The organism is Comamonas fluminis (assembly GCF_019186805.1).
Lineage (GTDB): Bacteria > Pseudomonadota > Gammaproteobacteria > Burkholderiales > Burkholderiaceae_C > Comamonas > Comamonas fluminis.
This window is the reverse complement of record NZ_CP066783.1, coordinates 2,366,534-2,381,441: the sequence shown is the minus strand read 5'-3', so window position 1 is coordinate 2,381,441 and position 14,908 is coordinate 2,366,534. Positions and strand designations below refer to the sequence as shown.

Sequence of the window (14,908 nt, the reverse complement as noted above, 5' to 3'; positions counted from 1 at the left end):
GCCAAACCATCAAAAATCATAGCTATCAGCGCTTGTTAAATAAGCGTTAGCAGCATATTTGACTGATATTTATGCCCGAAAGCGCAGCGCGGCCTGACGCACGACTTCGGGCAGCTGGCGCACTGCGCCATAGCGTGCGCGCAGCCAGCTGGCGTCGTTGCCGTCATCGCTGTTCAGCACCTGGGCCAGTTGCTGCAAAGCCTCTTTGCCTTCTGCGCCCGCATGGGGCATGACCTGCTGCAGCGTCTGCGCAATATGGCTGCGCAGCGAAAACGCCTCGCTGCTGGCCGGGTGCACATAGCTGCCGTCCAGCCCGAAGCGGCAGGCCTGAAAGCGGTTGTAGGTGTAGACGAGGTAGTCGTCCTCCTGCGGCTCAAAAGGCTGCTCACTCAAGAACCAGGCACCCAGCGCCTGCACATAGGCCGCTAGTTGTGCGGCGCGCGCTATGGAAAGTGGCGTGTCGAACACGCGCACTTCCACGGTGCCGAACTCGGGCTTGGGGCGGATGTCCCAGTAAAAGTCCTTCATGCTGTGAATGACGCCTGTGGCCGCCATCTTGTCGAAATAGCGCTCGAAGTCTTCCCAGTGCAGCGCAAACGGGGCGCGGCCCGAGAGCGGAAAGGCGAACACGGAGTTGAGCCGTGCTGAGTCAAATGCTGTGTCCTGCCCCTGCACAAAGGGACTGGACGCCGACAGCGCAATAAAGTGCGGGATGTAGCGCGAGAGGCGATGCAGCATCAAAAGCGCGGCATCCGCATCGGGGCAGCCGATGTGTACGTGCTGGCCGAAGATGGTGAACTGCTTGGTCAGATAGCCGTACAGCGCTGTCAGCTCCTTGAAGCGCGGCTTGTCGTAAATGCGCTGCTGGTGCCACTGCTGAAACGGGTGCGTGCCGCCACCCGCAATCGCAATGTTGAGCCGGTCTGCGGCCTTGATCAATGCGTCCCGCGTCAGTGCCAGCTGCTGCCAGGCGTCCTGCGCGTCCTGGCAAATACCGGTCGATATCTCGATCATGCTGGCCGTCACTTCGGGAACGATGGCACCGGGCACGGCGGCGTTTTTCAGCAGCGCCAGCATGTCGGGGGCATAGGGCGTCATATCGTAGTCATGGGTGCTGAGCAATTGCAGCTCCAGCTCCACGCCCAGCGTCAATGGCTGCGATGGTTGAAAGGCTTCAAGCGTCATGGCGCTTCTCTCCTCTTTGCAACGCGGCGCGGCCAATGCCGCGATGGGCGTCGCCGCAGCGCCATAGCGCGGTCGATGCCAGCAGCACGCCCAGCAGTTCGCACACCACAATCAGTGGCAGCGCAATCGCCGCCAGTTGCTGCGCGCTGGATTCCTGTATGTCCATCCAGTTCAAACACAATGCGGACACCATCCACAGCGCCACGCCCGACAGCGGCAGCTGCGCGCAGGCCACGGGCCACTGCCTGCGCCAGCCAATGGCCGTGCCGTGACCCAGCAGCAATATCATGCAAAACTTGGCCATAGCCCTTGCCAGTATGACACTAGCCACTATAGAAATCAGAGCAAATGACAGCGTGACCTGCGACACCATGGTGGCCACCAGCACAAACATCAGCAGGTTCAGCATGGTGTTGGCCGACTGAAAAGCCACCGGCCACAGCAGCGGCCTGGGGCTGAGGTTGCGCAGCAGCAAGCCCGCGCCCACAAAGGCCAGCGCGGCAGACCCGCCCAAGTGGGCAGCCAAAATACAAGTTGCCGTCAGCGCTGCCAGCAAATACAGCGCGGCAGAGTCGCTGCGCGAAGACCGCCAGCGCAGCACAGGCCACAGCGCTGCCGCCAGCAATGCGGCCCACAGCAGGCTCAGCGCCAGGCTCCAGCCCAGTGGCAGCAACTGGGCTGCCAAAAATTGCAAATCGCCCTGCGCATCCGGTGCAAAAACCTGCATCAGCACCATCGCGGCCAGCAAGGACAGCGTGGTGCTCATCGTCGCCAGCAGCAAGCTGCGATCAGTCACTGCGCCGCGTGCATGCAAATCATGGGCAATGCGCAGCAGCACGGCGGGCGATGCGGCCATGGAAACCACGCCTACGCCCAACGCCACTGCCCAGCCCATATCCAGCGCCAGCAGCACTGCCGTGGTCAGGCCCAGCGCCGCCACAGATTCCGCCAGACTCTGCAGCAGCAGCCAGGGCTGGCGCAGCAACCAGCGCAGCGATACCTGCGACGCCGCCAGCAGCAGACTGGTGCCCACCGCCAGCTCCAGCATCAGCACCGTGCCGCCCTGCAGCGGCCAGGGCAGATCGTTCCAGCCCATGAACTGCGTAAACCAGCCAGCAGCCAAGCCCGCCACTGTGTAGCCCAGAATGCGCGGAAAGCCCGAAATGCGGTGCACCAGATGGCCCAGCAATGCCGCTGCCGAGATCAGCACGCACCAGTTCAGAATCGTTTGCGATGCCTGCGACATCGACGCCCTCCTGTCTCCATGCCGAGTCAGGCAGCCAAGCCCTCTGACTCAGACGCCCCAAAACTGAGGCCGACAGCGTTGCGGTATGGACAGCGATGAAAAGCGATGGAGGCTGTCAGAAATGAGGCCGAAAGCCCTGTGTTGCAACACCTGCGAGTGGTGGCTCAAAAACCTGCCATGGCCTGTAATGCACAGGCAACCACCGAGCTGGCCCTGTGCAGCACGGTGCATGCAGGGCGCAGAAACCATGATAAGCGCATGCTGCAACGCATCAAAACCGGCTGTCAGCAAACTCACCTCGGCCCAGACCTACAGGGCCACCGCAAGGCCAGGGCTAAGATCAAAACTCGCCTGCTTCTTTTTTCAGCACATTTTTTGCATGACCACTGCCTTCTGGCTACTTCTGGCGCTGGCCACATTTCTGATGACGGTAACGTTGCTGCCCCTGCTCAAGCATCCCGCATGGTGGGTCAGAATCTGGGACTTTCCAAGGCTGCAACTGGCACTGCTGTCCCTGGCTGGCTTGCTGCTCAGTGCTCTGCTGGTGCCCGCCAGCCCCGCGGGCTATGCGTTGATAGCCTGCTTTGTGGCTACGCTGCTCTATCAAACCTGGTGGATTCTTCCCTACACCCCGCTGTGGAAGAAGGAAGTGCATGACGCGCCCAAAGCGCAAAGCAGCCGCAAGGAACGGCCACATCTCAAGATCATGTCTTGCAATGTGCTCACGCCCAACCGCGAATCCGCCAAGCTGCTGGCGCTGATCGGGCAATACCAGCCCGACGTTTTTGTACTGCTGGAAACCGATGACTGGTGGCAGCAACAAATGCAGCCCATCAACGCGGCCTACCCCCACCGCGTGGCGGTGCCGCTGGACAACCTCTATGGCATGCATGTGTACTCACGCCTGCCGCTGTCGCACACCGAAGTCAGCTATCTGGTTGAGCACGACGTGCCCAGCATTCACGCCAGCGTGCATGTGAATCAGGATCTGGTCGTGCGCATGCATTTTCTGCACCCTGCCCCGCCCAGCCCCATTGAGAACGAAGAATCCACCGAGCGTGATGTGGAGTTGCTGATGGTTGCCAAAAGCCTGCAGGATGAAAACACGCCCATCATCGTGACCGGCGACCTCAATGACGTGGCCTGGTCGCCGACCACGCGCCTGTTTCGCAAGATCAGCCGCCTGCTGGACCCGCGTGTGGGCCGAGGCATGTTCAACAGCTTTCATGCCAGCTACCCGTTTGCGCGCTGGCCGCTGGACCACTTTTTTCACAGCGACCACTTTCAGGTCGTGCGCATCGAACGCCTGCCCAGCATGGGGTCTGACCATTTCCCCGTGTTTCTGGAGCTGCAATACCACCCTGAAAACGATGAAATTCAGGAAGGCCTGCAAGCCGATGCCGAAGACCGACAGGAAGCCCAGGAGCTGCTGGACGAAAAGAACGCCGACCCAGGCGATGTGCCAGAGCCGCTGGCCAAGGGCTGACAGCCCTCGCCAGACGCATTCTCAGGCTCAAGCAGGCAATTTGCCTTCGCGCAGCAGCGAGCCGACCAGTTCCACCCAGTAGCGCACGCCCAGCGGCAGATTGGCGTCGTTGAAGTCGTACTTGGGGTTGTGCAGCGAGGCGCTGTCTTCCCCATTACCCAGCCAGATATAGACGCCCGGGCATTGCTGGGCCATGAAGGAAAAGTCTTCCGAGGCCATGCTGGGCTTCAGATCGCGCTGTACCTGACCTTCGCCCAGTACCTGCGCCAGCACATCAGCGCAGACCTCAGCGTGGCGCGGGTCGTTGATGGTGGCTGGGTAGCTTACGCGGTAGTCCAGATGCGATTCCAGCCCATGCAGCAGGCAGGTGGCGTTGATAGCATCGCGCAGGCGCTGCTCGATCTTGGCGCGCTGTGCCATGTCAAAGCAGCGCACGGTGCCGCGCAGCTTGACCTGCTCTGGCAGCACGTTATAGGTGTCGCCCGCGTTAAAGCTGGTGACGCTGAGCACGGCGGGCTTGTGCACTTCCTGCTCGCGCGCGATCAGCGCGGGCAAGTGGGTGACCAGCTGGCAGGCGGCCAGCAGCGTGTCTTTGCCCAGATGCGGCATGGCGCCGTGGCAACCCTTACCACTGAGTGTCAGGTCAAAAATATCGAAAGCCGCCATGACAGCCGTGCTGTGCACCGCCGCCGTGCCCACTGGCAGGCCGGGCCAGTTGTGCATGCTGTAGACGGCATCCATGGGAAAGCGCTCAAACAGCCCGTCTGCAATCATGGCGCGCGCGCCGCCTTCGTTTTCTTCGGCGGGCTGGAAGATGAAGTGCACCGTACCCTTGAAATCCGGGTGCGCAGCTAGCGTCTTGGCGGCGCCCAGCAGCATGCTGGTGTGGCCGTCGTGCCCGCAGGCGTGCATACGGCCCGCGTTCTGCGAGGCGTGCTCGCAGGTGTTCAGCTCGGTCACATGCAGCGCGTCCATATCGGCGCGCAGGCCGATGGATGGGCCATCACCCATATTGCCCTTGAGCACAGCAACCACGCCGGTGCCCGCCAGGCCGGTATGCACTTCCAGGCCAAAGCTGGTCAGCAACTCCACCACGCGGGCACTGGTGCGGTGCTCTTGAAATGCCGTTTCAGGGTGGCGGTGAAAGTCATGGCGCCAGGCTTGCAGCTCTTGCTGGCCTGGCCATTGGATGGTGTTCAACATGGGTTCTTCTTCCCTGATTAAAGGGTATGAACAAAAGTCTGGGCGATCATCGTGGCCGCCAGAAACACGCCGGCATTGGCCAGCAGCGAGACCACCACAATGCGCCAGCCCAGGCGGCGAAAGGCCGGGATGTCCTTGGCCAGCGACAGGCCCGCAAAGGTCAGCATGGGCGTAATCATGGCCAGAAAGTTCACCTTGCCCGTCAACGCCGCCACTTCAGCCGCATAAGGGGTTTGCGGGAAAGTCATGGCCATGGCGATGAAGGAAATCCAGCACACAGCAGGCAGCTTGCGGCGCGTGGCGATATAGATCAGATCACCAATCAAAACGGCAACAATCATCAGCAGCACGCCGGGAAGCGCGTCCAAAACAGGAGTGCCGTAGCCAATGCGGTTACCCACCAGCACCATCACACCCACCCACACCCAGCACAGCAGGCGCATGGGCAAGGTCAGCACGGGGCCGTGCACCACGGGCTCAGCCTCGGGCTGGGCTGCAGCTTTTTCCACAGATACCGCTTTGCGCTTGCGGCCCAAAATCGGCTCCAGCACGCGGTAGGCGTACACAGCCACGGGCAGCGAGATAAACAGCGTCAGATACGTGCCAACGGTGGTGGCAATCAGATTGGCCGCTGCGGCAAAGGTGGCGATCTGGTCGCTCATTTCCGGGTGCTGGGCCGCAATCGCGCCCACGGCGGCAGCCGTCATGGAGCCGGAACCCACGCCCGCGCCCATGCCCAGCGCCAGCGGGTGAAAGATATTGAGGCTGGAGACAAAGCCCGCCAGCAGCGAGATGAAGATGGCGCCAATCAGCGTGCCCGTGATGTACTCGGCCAGCACGCCACGGCCTTCGGGCGAATCCATGCCAAAGCGCTCGCCAATGATGGCCAGGCCCGGTTCGCGGCCAATGGAGAACGTCGCACCAACAGCCTCGCGCTTGATGCCCAGCAGCAGCGCCACCGGCATGCCTAAAGCAACGCAGCCCACCAGATTGCCCAGCTCCTGCAGCACCAGACCCCAGCCCACTTCCGCGAGCTTGGGCAGCGAGCCGCCCACCAGCAGGCCCAGCTTGGCAATGAACAAAAACAGCGCACAAGACAGAATGGCCGCCGCCAGATGCTGGCTAGGCAAGCTGAGCTTGAGCGGCGCGGGCATGCGTTTGCGCAGCAGGCCCAGCACCAGGCCCATCAGCAGCGCCCAGATCATGGGCAGCAGCACCACCTTGCCCACACCCAGCGCAATGGACAGCGGGCCCAGCCATTCGGACAAGGCCGCAATCACCAGCGCCAGCGCAAAAACCTGCAGCACGCTGCGCATCTCCAGCCCCTGTTTGCCGGGCCGCATCTCTGTACTCATTGATATCCTTTAGCCACTGTATATAGATACAGATAGCGCTTGCTTTCAGCCAAAGGCAGACCGGCTCGACGATCCACCTGATACTTCCAACAAATATATCAATGCGTATATTGCATGACTTTGTGTTTTCTGTTCTAAAAAACTGCACACTAGCGGCTTGTTTCATCAGCTAGCTCAACACCCATGCCCGCATTTCAGGATTCACGCGCTCAGTATCTGTATGAAGCCGTGGTCTGCGGCTCGGTGCGTTCGGCAGCCGAAAAGCTGGGCATCGTGCCCTCGGCCGTCAGCCGCCAGATCAGCCTGCTGGAAGATTCGCTGGGCGTGGCCCTGCTGGAGCGCCACCGCAGCGGCGTGGTGCCTACCGAGGCTGGGCAACTCATTCTCGACTTCCACCGCCAGAACCTGGCCCATCGCCACGATATGCTGGCCAAGATGGATGCGCTGCGCGGCCTGCACAGCGGCTCGGTCAGCGTGGTCAGCGGCGAGGGCTTTGCACAGGAATTGATAGACGGCCCGATTCGCCAGTTTCGCCAGCAGCACCCGGGCGTGTCCATCGCACTGGAGATTTACGGCACCAACGAAATCATGCGCCGCGTGCGCGAGGATGAGGCCGAGATCGGCCTCGTTTACTACCCGCCTGCCGACAGCCACATCACCGCGCGCGGCTCGGCCAGCCAGCCCATGCAGGCCATTGTTCACCCCAAACACCCGCTGGCCGGGGCCACCCAGACCTCGCTGCAGGAGCTGACAAAGTGGCCCATCGCTCTGCTGCAAGGCGTTTACGGCATACGCCAGCTGGTGGAAACGGCCGAGCAGACGGACCACATTCGCCTCTCGCCCGCGCTGACCAGCAACCTCATCAGCGTGCTCATCAGCTTTGTGAACACCGAGCAAGGCGTGACCCTGCTGCCGCGCTGCGCCGTCGTGGCCGAGCTGGCGCAGGGCCGCGTGTGCGCCATTCCCGTCAGCAACCCGGCGTTTGAGCATGCGCAGATGCAGCTCATTACCCGCACGGGGCGCCAGCTATCCCCGGCGGCCAACCGCTTTTTGCAATATTGCGTACAGGGAATGCAGGCATTTCAGGCGCAGCAGCATGCGCCAAGGGTATGAGACGGGTCAGAAGTACTGATTCGCCTTGCGAATCAAGGGCAGCATGCTCTCTGCCCTCCAGCCTTCGCCGCTGCGTCCGTCCTTGAAGATAAACAGCGGTGTCGATGGTGCCGGTGAAGGAATGCCGCTGACGGTCTTGAAAATAAAAATCAGATCCGTCGCCCTGTCTTCAGGATAGGGCTGCGCCTGCACGCCCAGCTTGCCGCTGATGCTTCCCTTGGTCAGCAGCTCCTGCCACTGCCGGTCAAACTCGGGCGTGGCGTAGATGCGTCTGGCCAGCGCAGTGCTTTTTTCTTCCAGACCCGATGGCACCAGGTAGTAGCTGATGCCTGCGCGGCGCAGCGCTGCCTCCATGTTGCGTGAATGCGGGCAGTCCCAGGCGGAGTACACCACCAGCACCGGGCGGCCCTTGCCTTTGACCAGGTGCCAGGGCTTGGTATCGATCTGGGCAGCCAGGCCTTTGCGCATGGCGTCAAAACCGGCCTTGCCCAGCGGCTGTTCACGGGTTTCCATGAAACCATATGGCTCGGGCACGTTGATGTACCACTTCATATCTGCGCCGAAGTAGCGCGGCAAGGTCTTGGTGGTATTGCGAATGGCCCACACGCTATCGAACTCGGTGCGCGCCACATAGTCGTCCTTGAGCAAGCCTTGAGGGAAACGTGCCAGCAACTGCTGGCGCGCCGCATATTCCGGTGTGCCGGGAGTATTCAAGCCAGCCGCAGCTGCATTGCCTGCAGCAGACTGTGCATTGCCAGCCCCTCCCACTTGAACACGATTTCGCAGTTGCTGATCCAACGCACAGCCTGAGAGCGACGCCACTCCCAGCACACCGGCACCCGCGCCCACTCTTGCCACCAGCTCCCGACGATTCCAGATAGCCATGTCTTCCCTCTTGATGATTGAAATTGTTGCGACATAGCGTTATTCGCTGGCCGGGGCTTTGGCGTTCAAAACTTCTTTCCCCTGATCTGTATCTTGATCTGTAGACAGCGGTGCTTTGCCCCGTTCATCCGCGCTACCACCTGCAAGCAGCGCTTTATCATCCCAGCCCTTGTCCGCAATGCCGGGCCCGCTACTATTTTTGTGAAGTGCATCATGTTTTTTGGAATCAGCCACCTTGTCGTCCCCGTCACCGATCTGCAGCGCAGCGCCGCCCTGTGGTGCGATGTGATGGGCTTTGCCGCCGTGCAGCGCGGCGATGGCTTTGTGGATATTGATACCGGCAGCGCCAGCCTGCGATTGCTGCAGGTGCAAAACGTCGAAGCCAGCGTGGCGCTGCGCCTGCAGGTAAGTGATGTGGCAGCTGCCTATGCCGCGCTGCTGGCAGCCGGTGCCACATCGCGCTATGCGCCCGTGAAAACACCGCAGCTCGAAGAAATGGCCTGCGTGAACGATGCAGACGGCCACGCCATCACCGTGTGGCGTGCCTTGAGCGAGGACGAATGGGGCTTTGTGCCCGACCTGCCCAAGCAAGGCCAGTGGCTGCCTGAGGCTGAAGACCTGCTCAAGCGCCTGCTGGCCCATGTGCCCGCCCTCTTTCGCATGCTGGCGCGGCGCAGAACCACGCGGGTGATTGAGCAGCTGGCGCAGGAAGCGCAAAGCCCCGTTACCCGCGATCTGGTCATCAAGGGCTATATCACCGCATCGGCCAAGGTCACGCGCTTTCGGCTGGTGGAGCCGCTCAAGGCCGAGGGCATAGACCCGGCGCAGTATCAGGCCGAGTTTGATTACGAGTGATTTAGACAATATGAGGCTGCAGCCCTTATTGGACAAGCGCAAGCAGCTCTCATATCAGGAGTAAAAACACAGCACCAACACCGGCTGACAAATCTCTGCGCGGCCTTGGCTTAGACTGCTTGCCACATGCAAACCAGTCTGGCTCTCACTCCCTCGCAGCTCAGCGAATTTCTTCTCAACGTTGCCACCGTGCGCCCCGTGTTTATCTGGGGGCCGCCGGGCATTGGCAAATCGGCGCTGGTGCAGAACTTGGCGCAAAGCGTGGGGCTGGACTGCGTCTCGCTGCTGGGCAGCCAGCTGGCGCCCGAGGATTTGCTGGGCGTGCCGCAGATTGCAGACGGCATCACCCGCTTTTGCCCGCCAGCCATGATTGCGCGCCAGCAGCCTTACTGTCTGTTTCTGGATGAGCTCAACGCCTGCAGCCAGGATGTGCAAAAGGCCTTTTACAGCCTGATTCTGGAGCGCCGCGTGGGTGAGTATGTGATGCCCGAGGGCTCCATCGTCATCGCCGCAGGCAACCGCGCGCAGGATTCTGCCATTGTGCGCACCATGTCTTCGGCGCTCATCAACCGCATGATTCATGTGCAGCTCAAGGTCAGCGCCAGCGAATGGCTGCAGTGGGCGCAGCAGGCCCCGTTGCACCCGCTGGTGCTGGAATATCTGGCCCAGCGCCCCGACCATCTGTGGAGCCAGCCGCCCAAGCATGAAGAGGCGTTTTCCACGCCGCGCTCCTGGCATATGCTCAGCGACGCGCTGCAGTCCTATGGCGACGGTCTGAATCTGCACACGCTGGAAGCCCTGAGCAGTGGCTGCCTCACGCCCCAGCATGCGGCGCAGTTCAAGGCCTTCTACAAGCTGGCCGACGACCGCCACCGGCTGGATGCCATCCTCAAGGGCGATGCCAACTGGCCCCACGCCCCGCAAGACCGCGATGTGCTGTACTTTCTGGCCCAGGCCTTCCGTGCACGGCTGCTCAAAATCCTGCCTGAGGACAAGCATCAGAGCGGCGGTGAGCTGCAGCAGACCGTGCACCGCTCCAAAGCCATGCTCAAAGACCTGGCGCAGATCAGCCTGGAGATGGCCCAGATCGTGACCGCCGAGAGCGACGGCCAGACCCTGCCCGCCTGGTATATGGTTGAAATCGTGCGTGATCTGCCCCGTCTGGTGGAAGCCCGCGACTCGCGCGAAACCTCCAAAGCCTGATGGCCAAGCCCGCCGCCCGCGAAAACCCGGCCACGCAGGCCTACAACCAAGGCTTGGCAAGCGTGCAGGCCCACCCGATTTTTTCGGAAATGCTTCGCGTCCTGAGTGTGCGGCGCAACGATCACTCGCAATGTCCGGCAGATGGCTGGCTGCAAGCCTTTTTGGAAAATTCATACGGCACCGCCCAGCTTGACGTTCACCCCCGGCGTCTGGCCGCCCCTGAGGAATGGGCCTATTGCATCGCACGCGGCCTGCTCAGCTTTGCGCTGGCCCACTTTCAGCGCGACCGCGCCCAGTGGGCCTGCTGGTCTGCCGCCTGCGATGTGATCACCGCCCGCTTTATCCAGACCATCAAACTGGGCAGCCCACCCGAAGGCATGGAGCTGCCCGCCAGCCTGCCCCAGCGCGACGAAGCCCAGTGGTACGCACAGTTCTGCGAACAAGGCATTCCCGGCTGGGCGCAGAGCCTGAGTCTTGCGGGCCAGCAGCCCAGCCTGCACCTGCCACAGACATGGCCGCCCGATCCATCCACCCTGCCTTCGTGGCGCAGAAGCTATCACTGGCCCGCCCTGTTTGCCGCCGGGCTGGCGCGCTCTGTCACCCAGTCGGTAGAGATTGCCGCCGGTGTGCGCAGCGGTTTTGGCCACAGCACCCGCACCAGCAGCGCGCTGGACCGTGCCCGTCACTGGTTTCTGGACAGTTTTCCGCTGCTGGCCAGCATGGTTGCGGCGTTCGACATCATTGAAGACGCCAGCGTCTGCGAGCGCGAGGACATCTCCGTTGCCGCCGTCGATGAGGTGCTGCGCACCATCTACATCAACCCCGGCCCACGCCTGTCCGAGCAGGAGTTGCGCTTTGTGATTGCCCACGAAGTGCTGCATGTGGCCCTGCGCCATCTGCCGCGCCGCCGTGGGCGCGAGCCATTTTTGTGGAACGTGGCCTGCGACTTTGTCATCAACGACTGGCTGATTCAGATGGATGTGGGCCAGCCACCCGGCATTGGCCTGCTGCACGACCCCGAGCTGCGCGGCCTGAGCGCTGAAGAGGTCTACGACCGCATCGCCAGCGACCTGCGCCGCCTGCGCAAGCTGCGTACGCTGGCGGGCGGCCAGGGCGATATGCTGGAGCGCCGCGTGGGCAACCTTCGTGCAGAAGGCCATTTCACCGATATTGACGAGTTCTGCCGCACCCAGCTGGGCAAAGGCCTGCTGCGCCACGAGCAAAGCGGGCGCGGCCTGCTGCCTGCGGGCCTCATCGAAGAAATCCGCGCCCTGCTGCAACCGCCGATTGACTGGCAGGTGGAGCTGGCGCGCTGGTTTGACCACCACTTTCCGCCCATCGAAACCCGGCGCAGCTATGCACGCATCAGCCGCCGCCAAAGCGCCACGCCCGATATTCCCCGCCCGCGCATTCAGGCCGACAGCCGCTGGCTGGAAGGCCGCACCTTTGGCGTGGTGCTGGATACCTCGGGTTCGATGGAGCGCCATGTGCTGGCCAAGGCGCTGGGCGCCATCGCCAGCTATGCCGAGGCCAAAGATGTGCCCGCCGTGCGCCTGATCTGCTGCGACGCCGCCGCCTATGACCTGGGCTATCTGCCCGCCGCCGACATTGCCCAGCGCATCGCCCTCAAAGGCCGGGGCGGCACGGTGCTGCAGCCGGGTATCGATCTGCTGCAGCAGGCCGACGACTTTCCCAAAGACGGCCCCATCCTCATCATCACCGACGGTGAATGCGATGTGCTGCGCGTGCCGCGCGAACATGCCTATCTGCTCTCGCCCGGGCGCAAGCTGCCGTTTCGCACCAGCGCGCCCGTGTTTGCCATGGGCTAATCTCGTTGAGCATCTATTGAGCCAAAACAGCCTTTAGCGCTTATTCATCCAGCGCTATCAGCTATCAAAACCATAGAATGCGCGCATGCCTGCCAGCCGCTGGCAAATACGCAGGCGGCAATGCCAACCTCACCCATCCGCACCACTCCAGTTCTTCACTGGCAGCAGTGCTTGCTTCCTTTTTCTGACTGAAAGCGAATCCTTGAGCACGACCTCTTTGCCCTCTTGCCCCCAATGCGGCCTGGACAACACCTACCCCGATGGAGACCTGCTGATCTGCCCCGACTGCGCCCATGAATGGTCGCCCCAGGCCGAAGCCGCCACCGATGAAGACAGCGGCCCGCGCATCATCAAAGACGCCAACGGCACCCCGCTGGCCGACGGCGACAGCGTGCTGCTGGTCAAGGACTTGAAGGTCAAGGGCTCGTCCACCGTCATCAAAAAGGGAACCAAGATCAAAGGCATTCGCCTGGTCTATGACAACGGCGACCACGACGTGGACTGCAAGACGGATCAAGGCCCGTTCATCCTCAAGTCCGAGTTTCTGAAAAAGGCCTGATCTTCGGAGCAGCAGCCTTTAAAAATTCCCGTTCGGTAAATTTTCTATGCAAGCTTGACGAATAGAGATCAATATTTACCGATCGGGAATTTTCACTCCCCCAAGCGTTGGCATGTCAGCGCGCAGCGCTGCTCAATCAGTTGTGCGATTTGCTCAACCACCGCATTGCCTGCAAAACCATGTGGAGGTGCCGCCTGCAATTGGCGGGCGATGGCGGGTAACTCGGTAACTAGCTGCAGCGTTACGGCCGCTTAAGCGCGGGCGTAGCCCGAAGTTCTCAGATGCTGCCATCCAGTTTTGCCTGACCATCAAAAATTTGTTCGCTCTGGCGCTGCGTCTGGCGATGGGCTTTGTCGAATCCCTTTTGCATTTGTCAGGGTTGGATTGGTCAGCACCCAACTTCAGCACCGTCTGTCGTCGCCAGCGCAGTTTGCAAGTCCATGTGCCCTATCGCTCTAGGGCCTGTTCACATAACGCACGGGGATCGCGTTGTGCCGCCTTGGGATGGGATGCAAGGCGGTGGCTCGAAGCAAGGTAGGTACCTTGCGAGAGCCGCCAACGCCGCAGACAGCCCAAGGCGGCACAACCCGAAGGGCAAGCCAGGCGGGGCTGCATTTGCTGGTTTATTCCACTGGCATCAAGTTCTTGGGCGAATGCGAATGGAAGTGCAAAAAACACGTCCCTGAGCGCCGACGCCAATGGCGCAAACTACATATCGGCATTGATTACAGAAGCCGTAAGCAGCTATCAAAACCATGAACAAAATGGCAAAAGGCAGCCTGGGGCTGCCTTTGTTTTGAGCAAGTGCTGAGACCTGATCGTTATGCTTGCATGCGCATCAATGCGGCTCACCTGCGCCGCCGCAGCATTTTTTGAACTTTCTACCGCTGCCACAAGGGCATGGCTCGTTGCGACCTACTTTGGTGCTGATGTGCGGAGCCTGTGAAGGCAAGTTCATCGCGTATCGGTGCGGCAGCCAGAACGCATGCATATTCAGCAGCGCCTCTGGTATTTGTTGAGCAAGCGCCTGGCGCTGCGCAGGCGTCCGAATCAGCTTGTTTTGCTCGGGCGACAGTTCAGCCTCTCCTAGCAAACCGATAGGCAGATAGCAGCGCTTGCCTTGCAAGTCATCCAACAGTGGCTGCCATGCGGCTCGGCTGAGATTGACGCCTTCACAAAAACCATGGGCCCAGATCTCAGCATCTTCAAAAGTGCCTATTGCATATTCCGTGGCGCCCCAGATGGGAGTGACCAAACGCGGGGTCTGCTCAAAGCCCGAGATGATGCTGTTGTAGTGGCGCATGATCAATCCGAGCAGATGCTGGGCTGCTTCCTCGCTCTCCACTGCAGGCATCATGCCCGCGTCTGCCTCGCCCAAGACCATGGGTAGCCACTGGCTGGGCATTACCAGTTCTGGCCCGATGGCAATGGCATACAAAAAGCCATCCAGCATTTCCAGCAACATGCCCTCATCGGAATCAAGTTCCAGCAGCAGTTGCTCAAGCTCCTGTAGCTCAGCATCTGACAAGGGCGCTGCGAGATCGGGCAAGTGTGGCTGTTTGAGCTGTGCCAGTTTGCGCTGCAACTCGGGCCCGGCGGCCTTCGCCTCTTGCAAGGCTTCTTCCACAAACTGCGCAGCGCCGTCCTTTTCAATGTCTAAAAACGCGCGCTCCAGCGCCGCTTTGTCGGTGTCAAACAACTCGTCCCATACGGTCGAAGTACCGTTTTCATCGACGACCTCCAACGACCACAGGGTGTTGCTCAAGCGGTAAATCTGGATTTGTAAGCGATAGCCATCCGCCTCGTATATTTGCGTCAATGCGGAATGGATAAGTTCAACTTCGTCAGTCATGGGGAAAGTTTTCGTGGTCGGTGATGGGCAACACAAAGTCAGCGACAGGGATGCGCCATTGGAACAGCAAAAAAGCTCGAACAGGCTTTCCTCAAACTTTGGGATGCCGTTGTTCACCGGCTTTACTTGTGCCCTGG

Annotated in this window: 12 protein-coding genes and 2 pseudogenes; 7 read left to right on the top strand and 7 right to left on the bottom strand. The window is 61.1% G+C overall.

Going from position 1 to position 14,908, the window contains the following annotated elements; all coding sequences use genetic code 11:
• Positions 1-69: 69 nt before the first annotated feature.
• On the bottom strand, positions 70-1,185 hold the full coding sequence (locus tag JDW18_RS11250; RefSeq protein WP_218243684.1) for a YbdK family carboxylate-amine ligase: 1,116 nt from the start codon (positions 1,183-1,185) through the stop codon (positions 70-72).
• The gene (locus tag JDW18_RS11245) at positions 1,175-2,431 is read right to left on the bottom strand and encodes a cation:proton antiporter domain-containing protein (RefSeq protein WP_218243683.1); all 1,257 of its coding nucleotides are present in this window, start codon (positions 2,429-2,431) and stop codon (positions 1,175-1,177) included. Before JDW18_RS11245 ends, JDW18_RS11250 begins: the two co-directional genes overlap by 11 nt.
• A gap of 379 nt (positions 2,432-2,810) precedes the next feature.
• On the opposite strand from JDW18_RS11245, the gene JDW18_RS11240 reads away from it, so the two are divergent.
• Complete coding sequence (locus JDW18_RS11240) at positions 2,811-3,917, top strand: endonuclease/exonuclease/phosphatase family protein (RefSeq protein ID WP_218243682.1); 1,107 nt, start codon at positions 2,811-2,813, stop codon at positions 3,915-3,917.
• A gap of 27 nt (positions 3,918-3,944) precedes the next feature.
• On the opposite strand, the gene JDW18_RS11235 is transcribed toward JDW18_RS11240, so the two are convergent.
• Both JDW18_RS11235 and JDW18_RS11230 read right to left on the bottom strand, forming a co-directional pair.
• A complete protein-coding gene (locus JDW18_RS11235; RefSeq protein ID WP_218243681.1) occupies positions 3,945-5,120 on the bottom strand; it encodes a M20 aminoacylase family protein in 1,176 nt (391 codons plus the stop codon).
• Positions 5,121-5,137: 17 nt separating this feature from the next.
• Positions 5,138-6,475, bottom strand: coding sequence for a DUF3100 domain-containing protein (locus tag JDW18_RS11230; protein ID WP_218243680.1), 1,338 nt, complete (start codon positions 6,473-6,475; stop codon positions 5,138-5,140).
• Positions 6,476-6,658: 183 nt separating this feature from the next.
• On the opposite strand from JDW18_RS11230, the pseudogene JDW18_RS11225 reads away from it, so the two are divergent.
• Positions 6,659-7,489: pseudogene (locus JDW18_RS11225) on the top strand (LysR family transcriptional regulator); the annotation flags it as partial.
• 105 nt (positions 7,490-7,594) lie between these two features.
• On the opposite strand, the gene JDW18_RS11220 reads toward JDW18_RS11225, so the two are convergent.
• Positions 7,595-8,473: a thioredoxin domain-containing protein gene (locus JDW18_RS11220; protein ID WP_218243678.1), complete on the bottom strand. Its 879-nt coding sequence runs from the start codon at positions 8,471-8,473 to the stop codon at positions 7,595-7,597.
• 39 nt (positions 8,474-8,512) lie between these two features.
• The gene (locus JDW18_RS11215; protein ID WP_218243677.1) at positions 8,513-8,707 is read right to left on the bottom strand and encodes a hypothetical protein; all 195 of its coding nucleotides are present in this window, start codon (positions 8,705-8,707) and stop codon (positions 8,513-8,515) included.
• On the opposite strand from JDW18_RS11215, the gene JDW18_RS11210 reads away from it, so the two are divergent.
• The 5 genes and pseudogenes from JDW18_RS11210 to JDW18_RS22840 all read left to right on the top strand — a co-directional run.
• Positions 8,687-9,328 (top strand): DUF2621 family protein, encoded by a 642-nt coding sequence (locus JDW18_RS11210; RefSeq protein ID WP_218243676.1) that lies wholly within the window; start codon positions 8,687-8,689, stop codon positions 9,326-9,328. The genes JDW18_RS11215 and JDW18_RS11210 overlap by 21 nt on opposite strands.
• Positions 9,329-9,454: 126 nt before the next feature.
• The gene (locus JDW18_RS11205; protein WP_218243675.1) at positions 9,455-10,531 is read left to right on the top strand and encodes an AAA family ATPase; all 1,077 of its coding nucleotides are present in this window, start codon (positions 9,455-9,457) and stop codon (positions 10,529-10,531) included.
• Positions 10,531-12,360: a vWA domain-containing protein gene (locus JDW18_RS11200; protein WP_218243674.1), complete on the top strand. Its 1,830-nt coding sequence runs from the start codon at positions 10,531-10,533 to the stop codon at positions 12,358-12,360. Before JDW18_RS11205 ends, JDW18_RS11200 begins: the two co-directional genes overlap by 1 nt.
• Positions 12,361-12,562: 202 nt before the next feature.
• Positions 12,563-12,919: a zinc ribbon domain-containing protein YjdM gene (locus JDW18_RS11195; protein ID WP_218243673.1), complete on the top strand. Its 357-nt coding sequence runs from the start codon at positions 12,563-12,565 to the stop codon at positions 12,917-12,919.
• 289 nt (positions 12,920-13,208) lie between these two features.
• Positions 13,209-13,645, top strand: a pseudogene (locus JDW18_RS22840) (transposase); the annotation flags it as partial.
• 112 nt (positions 13,646-13,757) lie between these two features.
• On the opposite strand, the gene JDW18_RS11180 reads toward JDW18_RS22840, so the two are convergent.
• Complete coding sequence (locus tag JDW18_RS11180; protein WP_218243672.1) at positions 13,758-14,888, bottom strand: UPF0149 family protein; 1,131 nt, start codon at positions 14,886-14,888, stop codon at positions 13,758-13,760.
• Positions 14,889-14,908 lie beyond the last annotated feature (20 nt).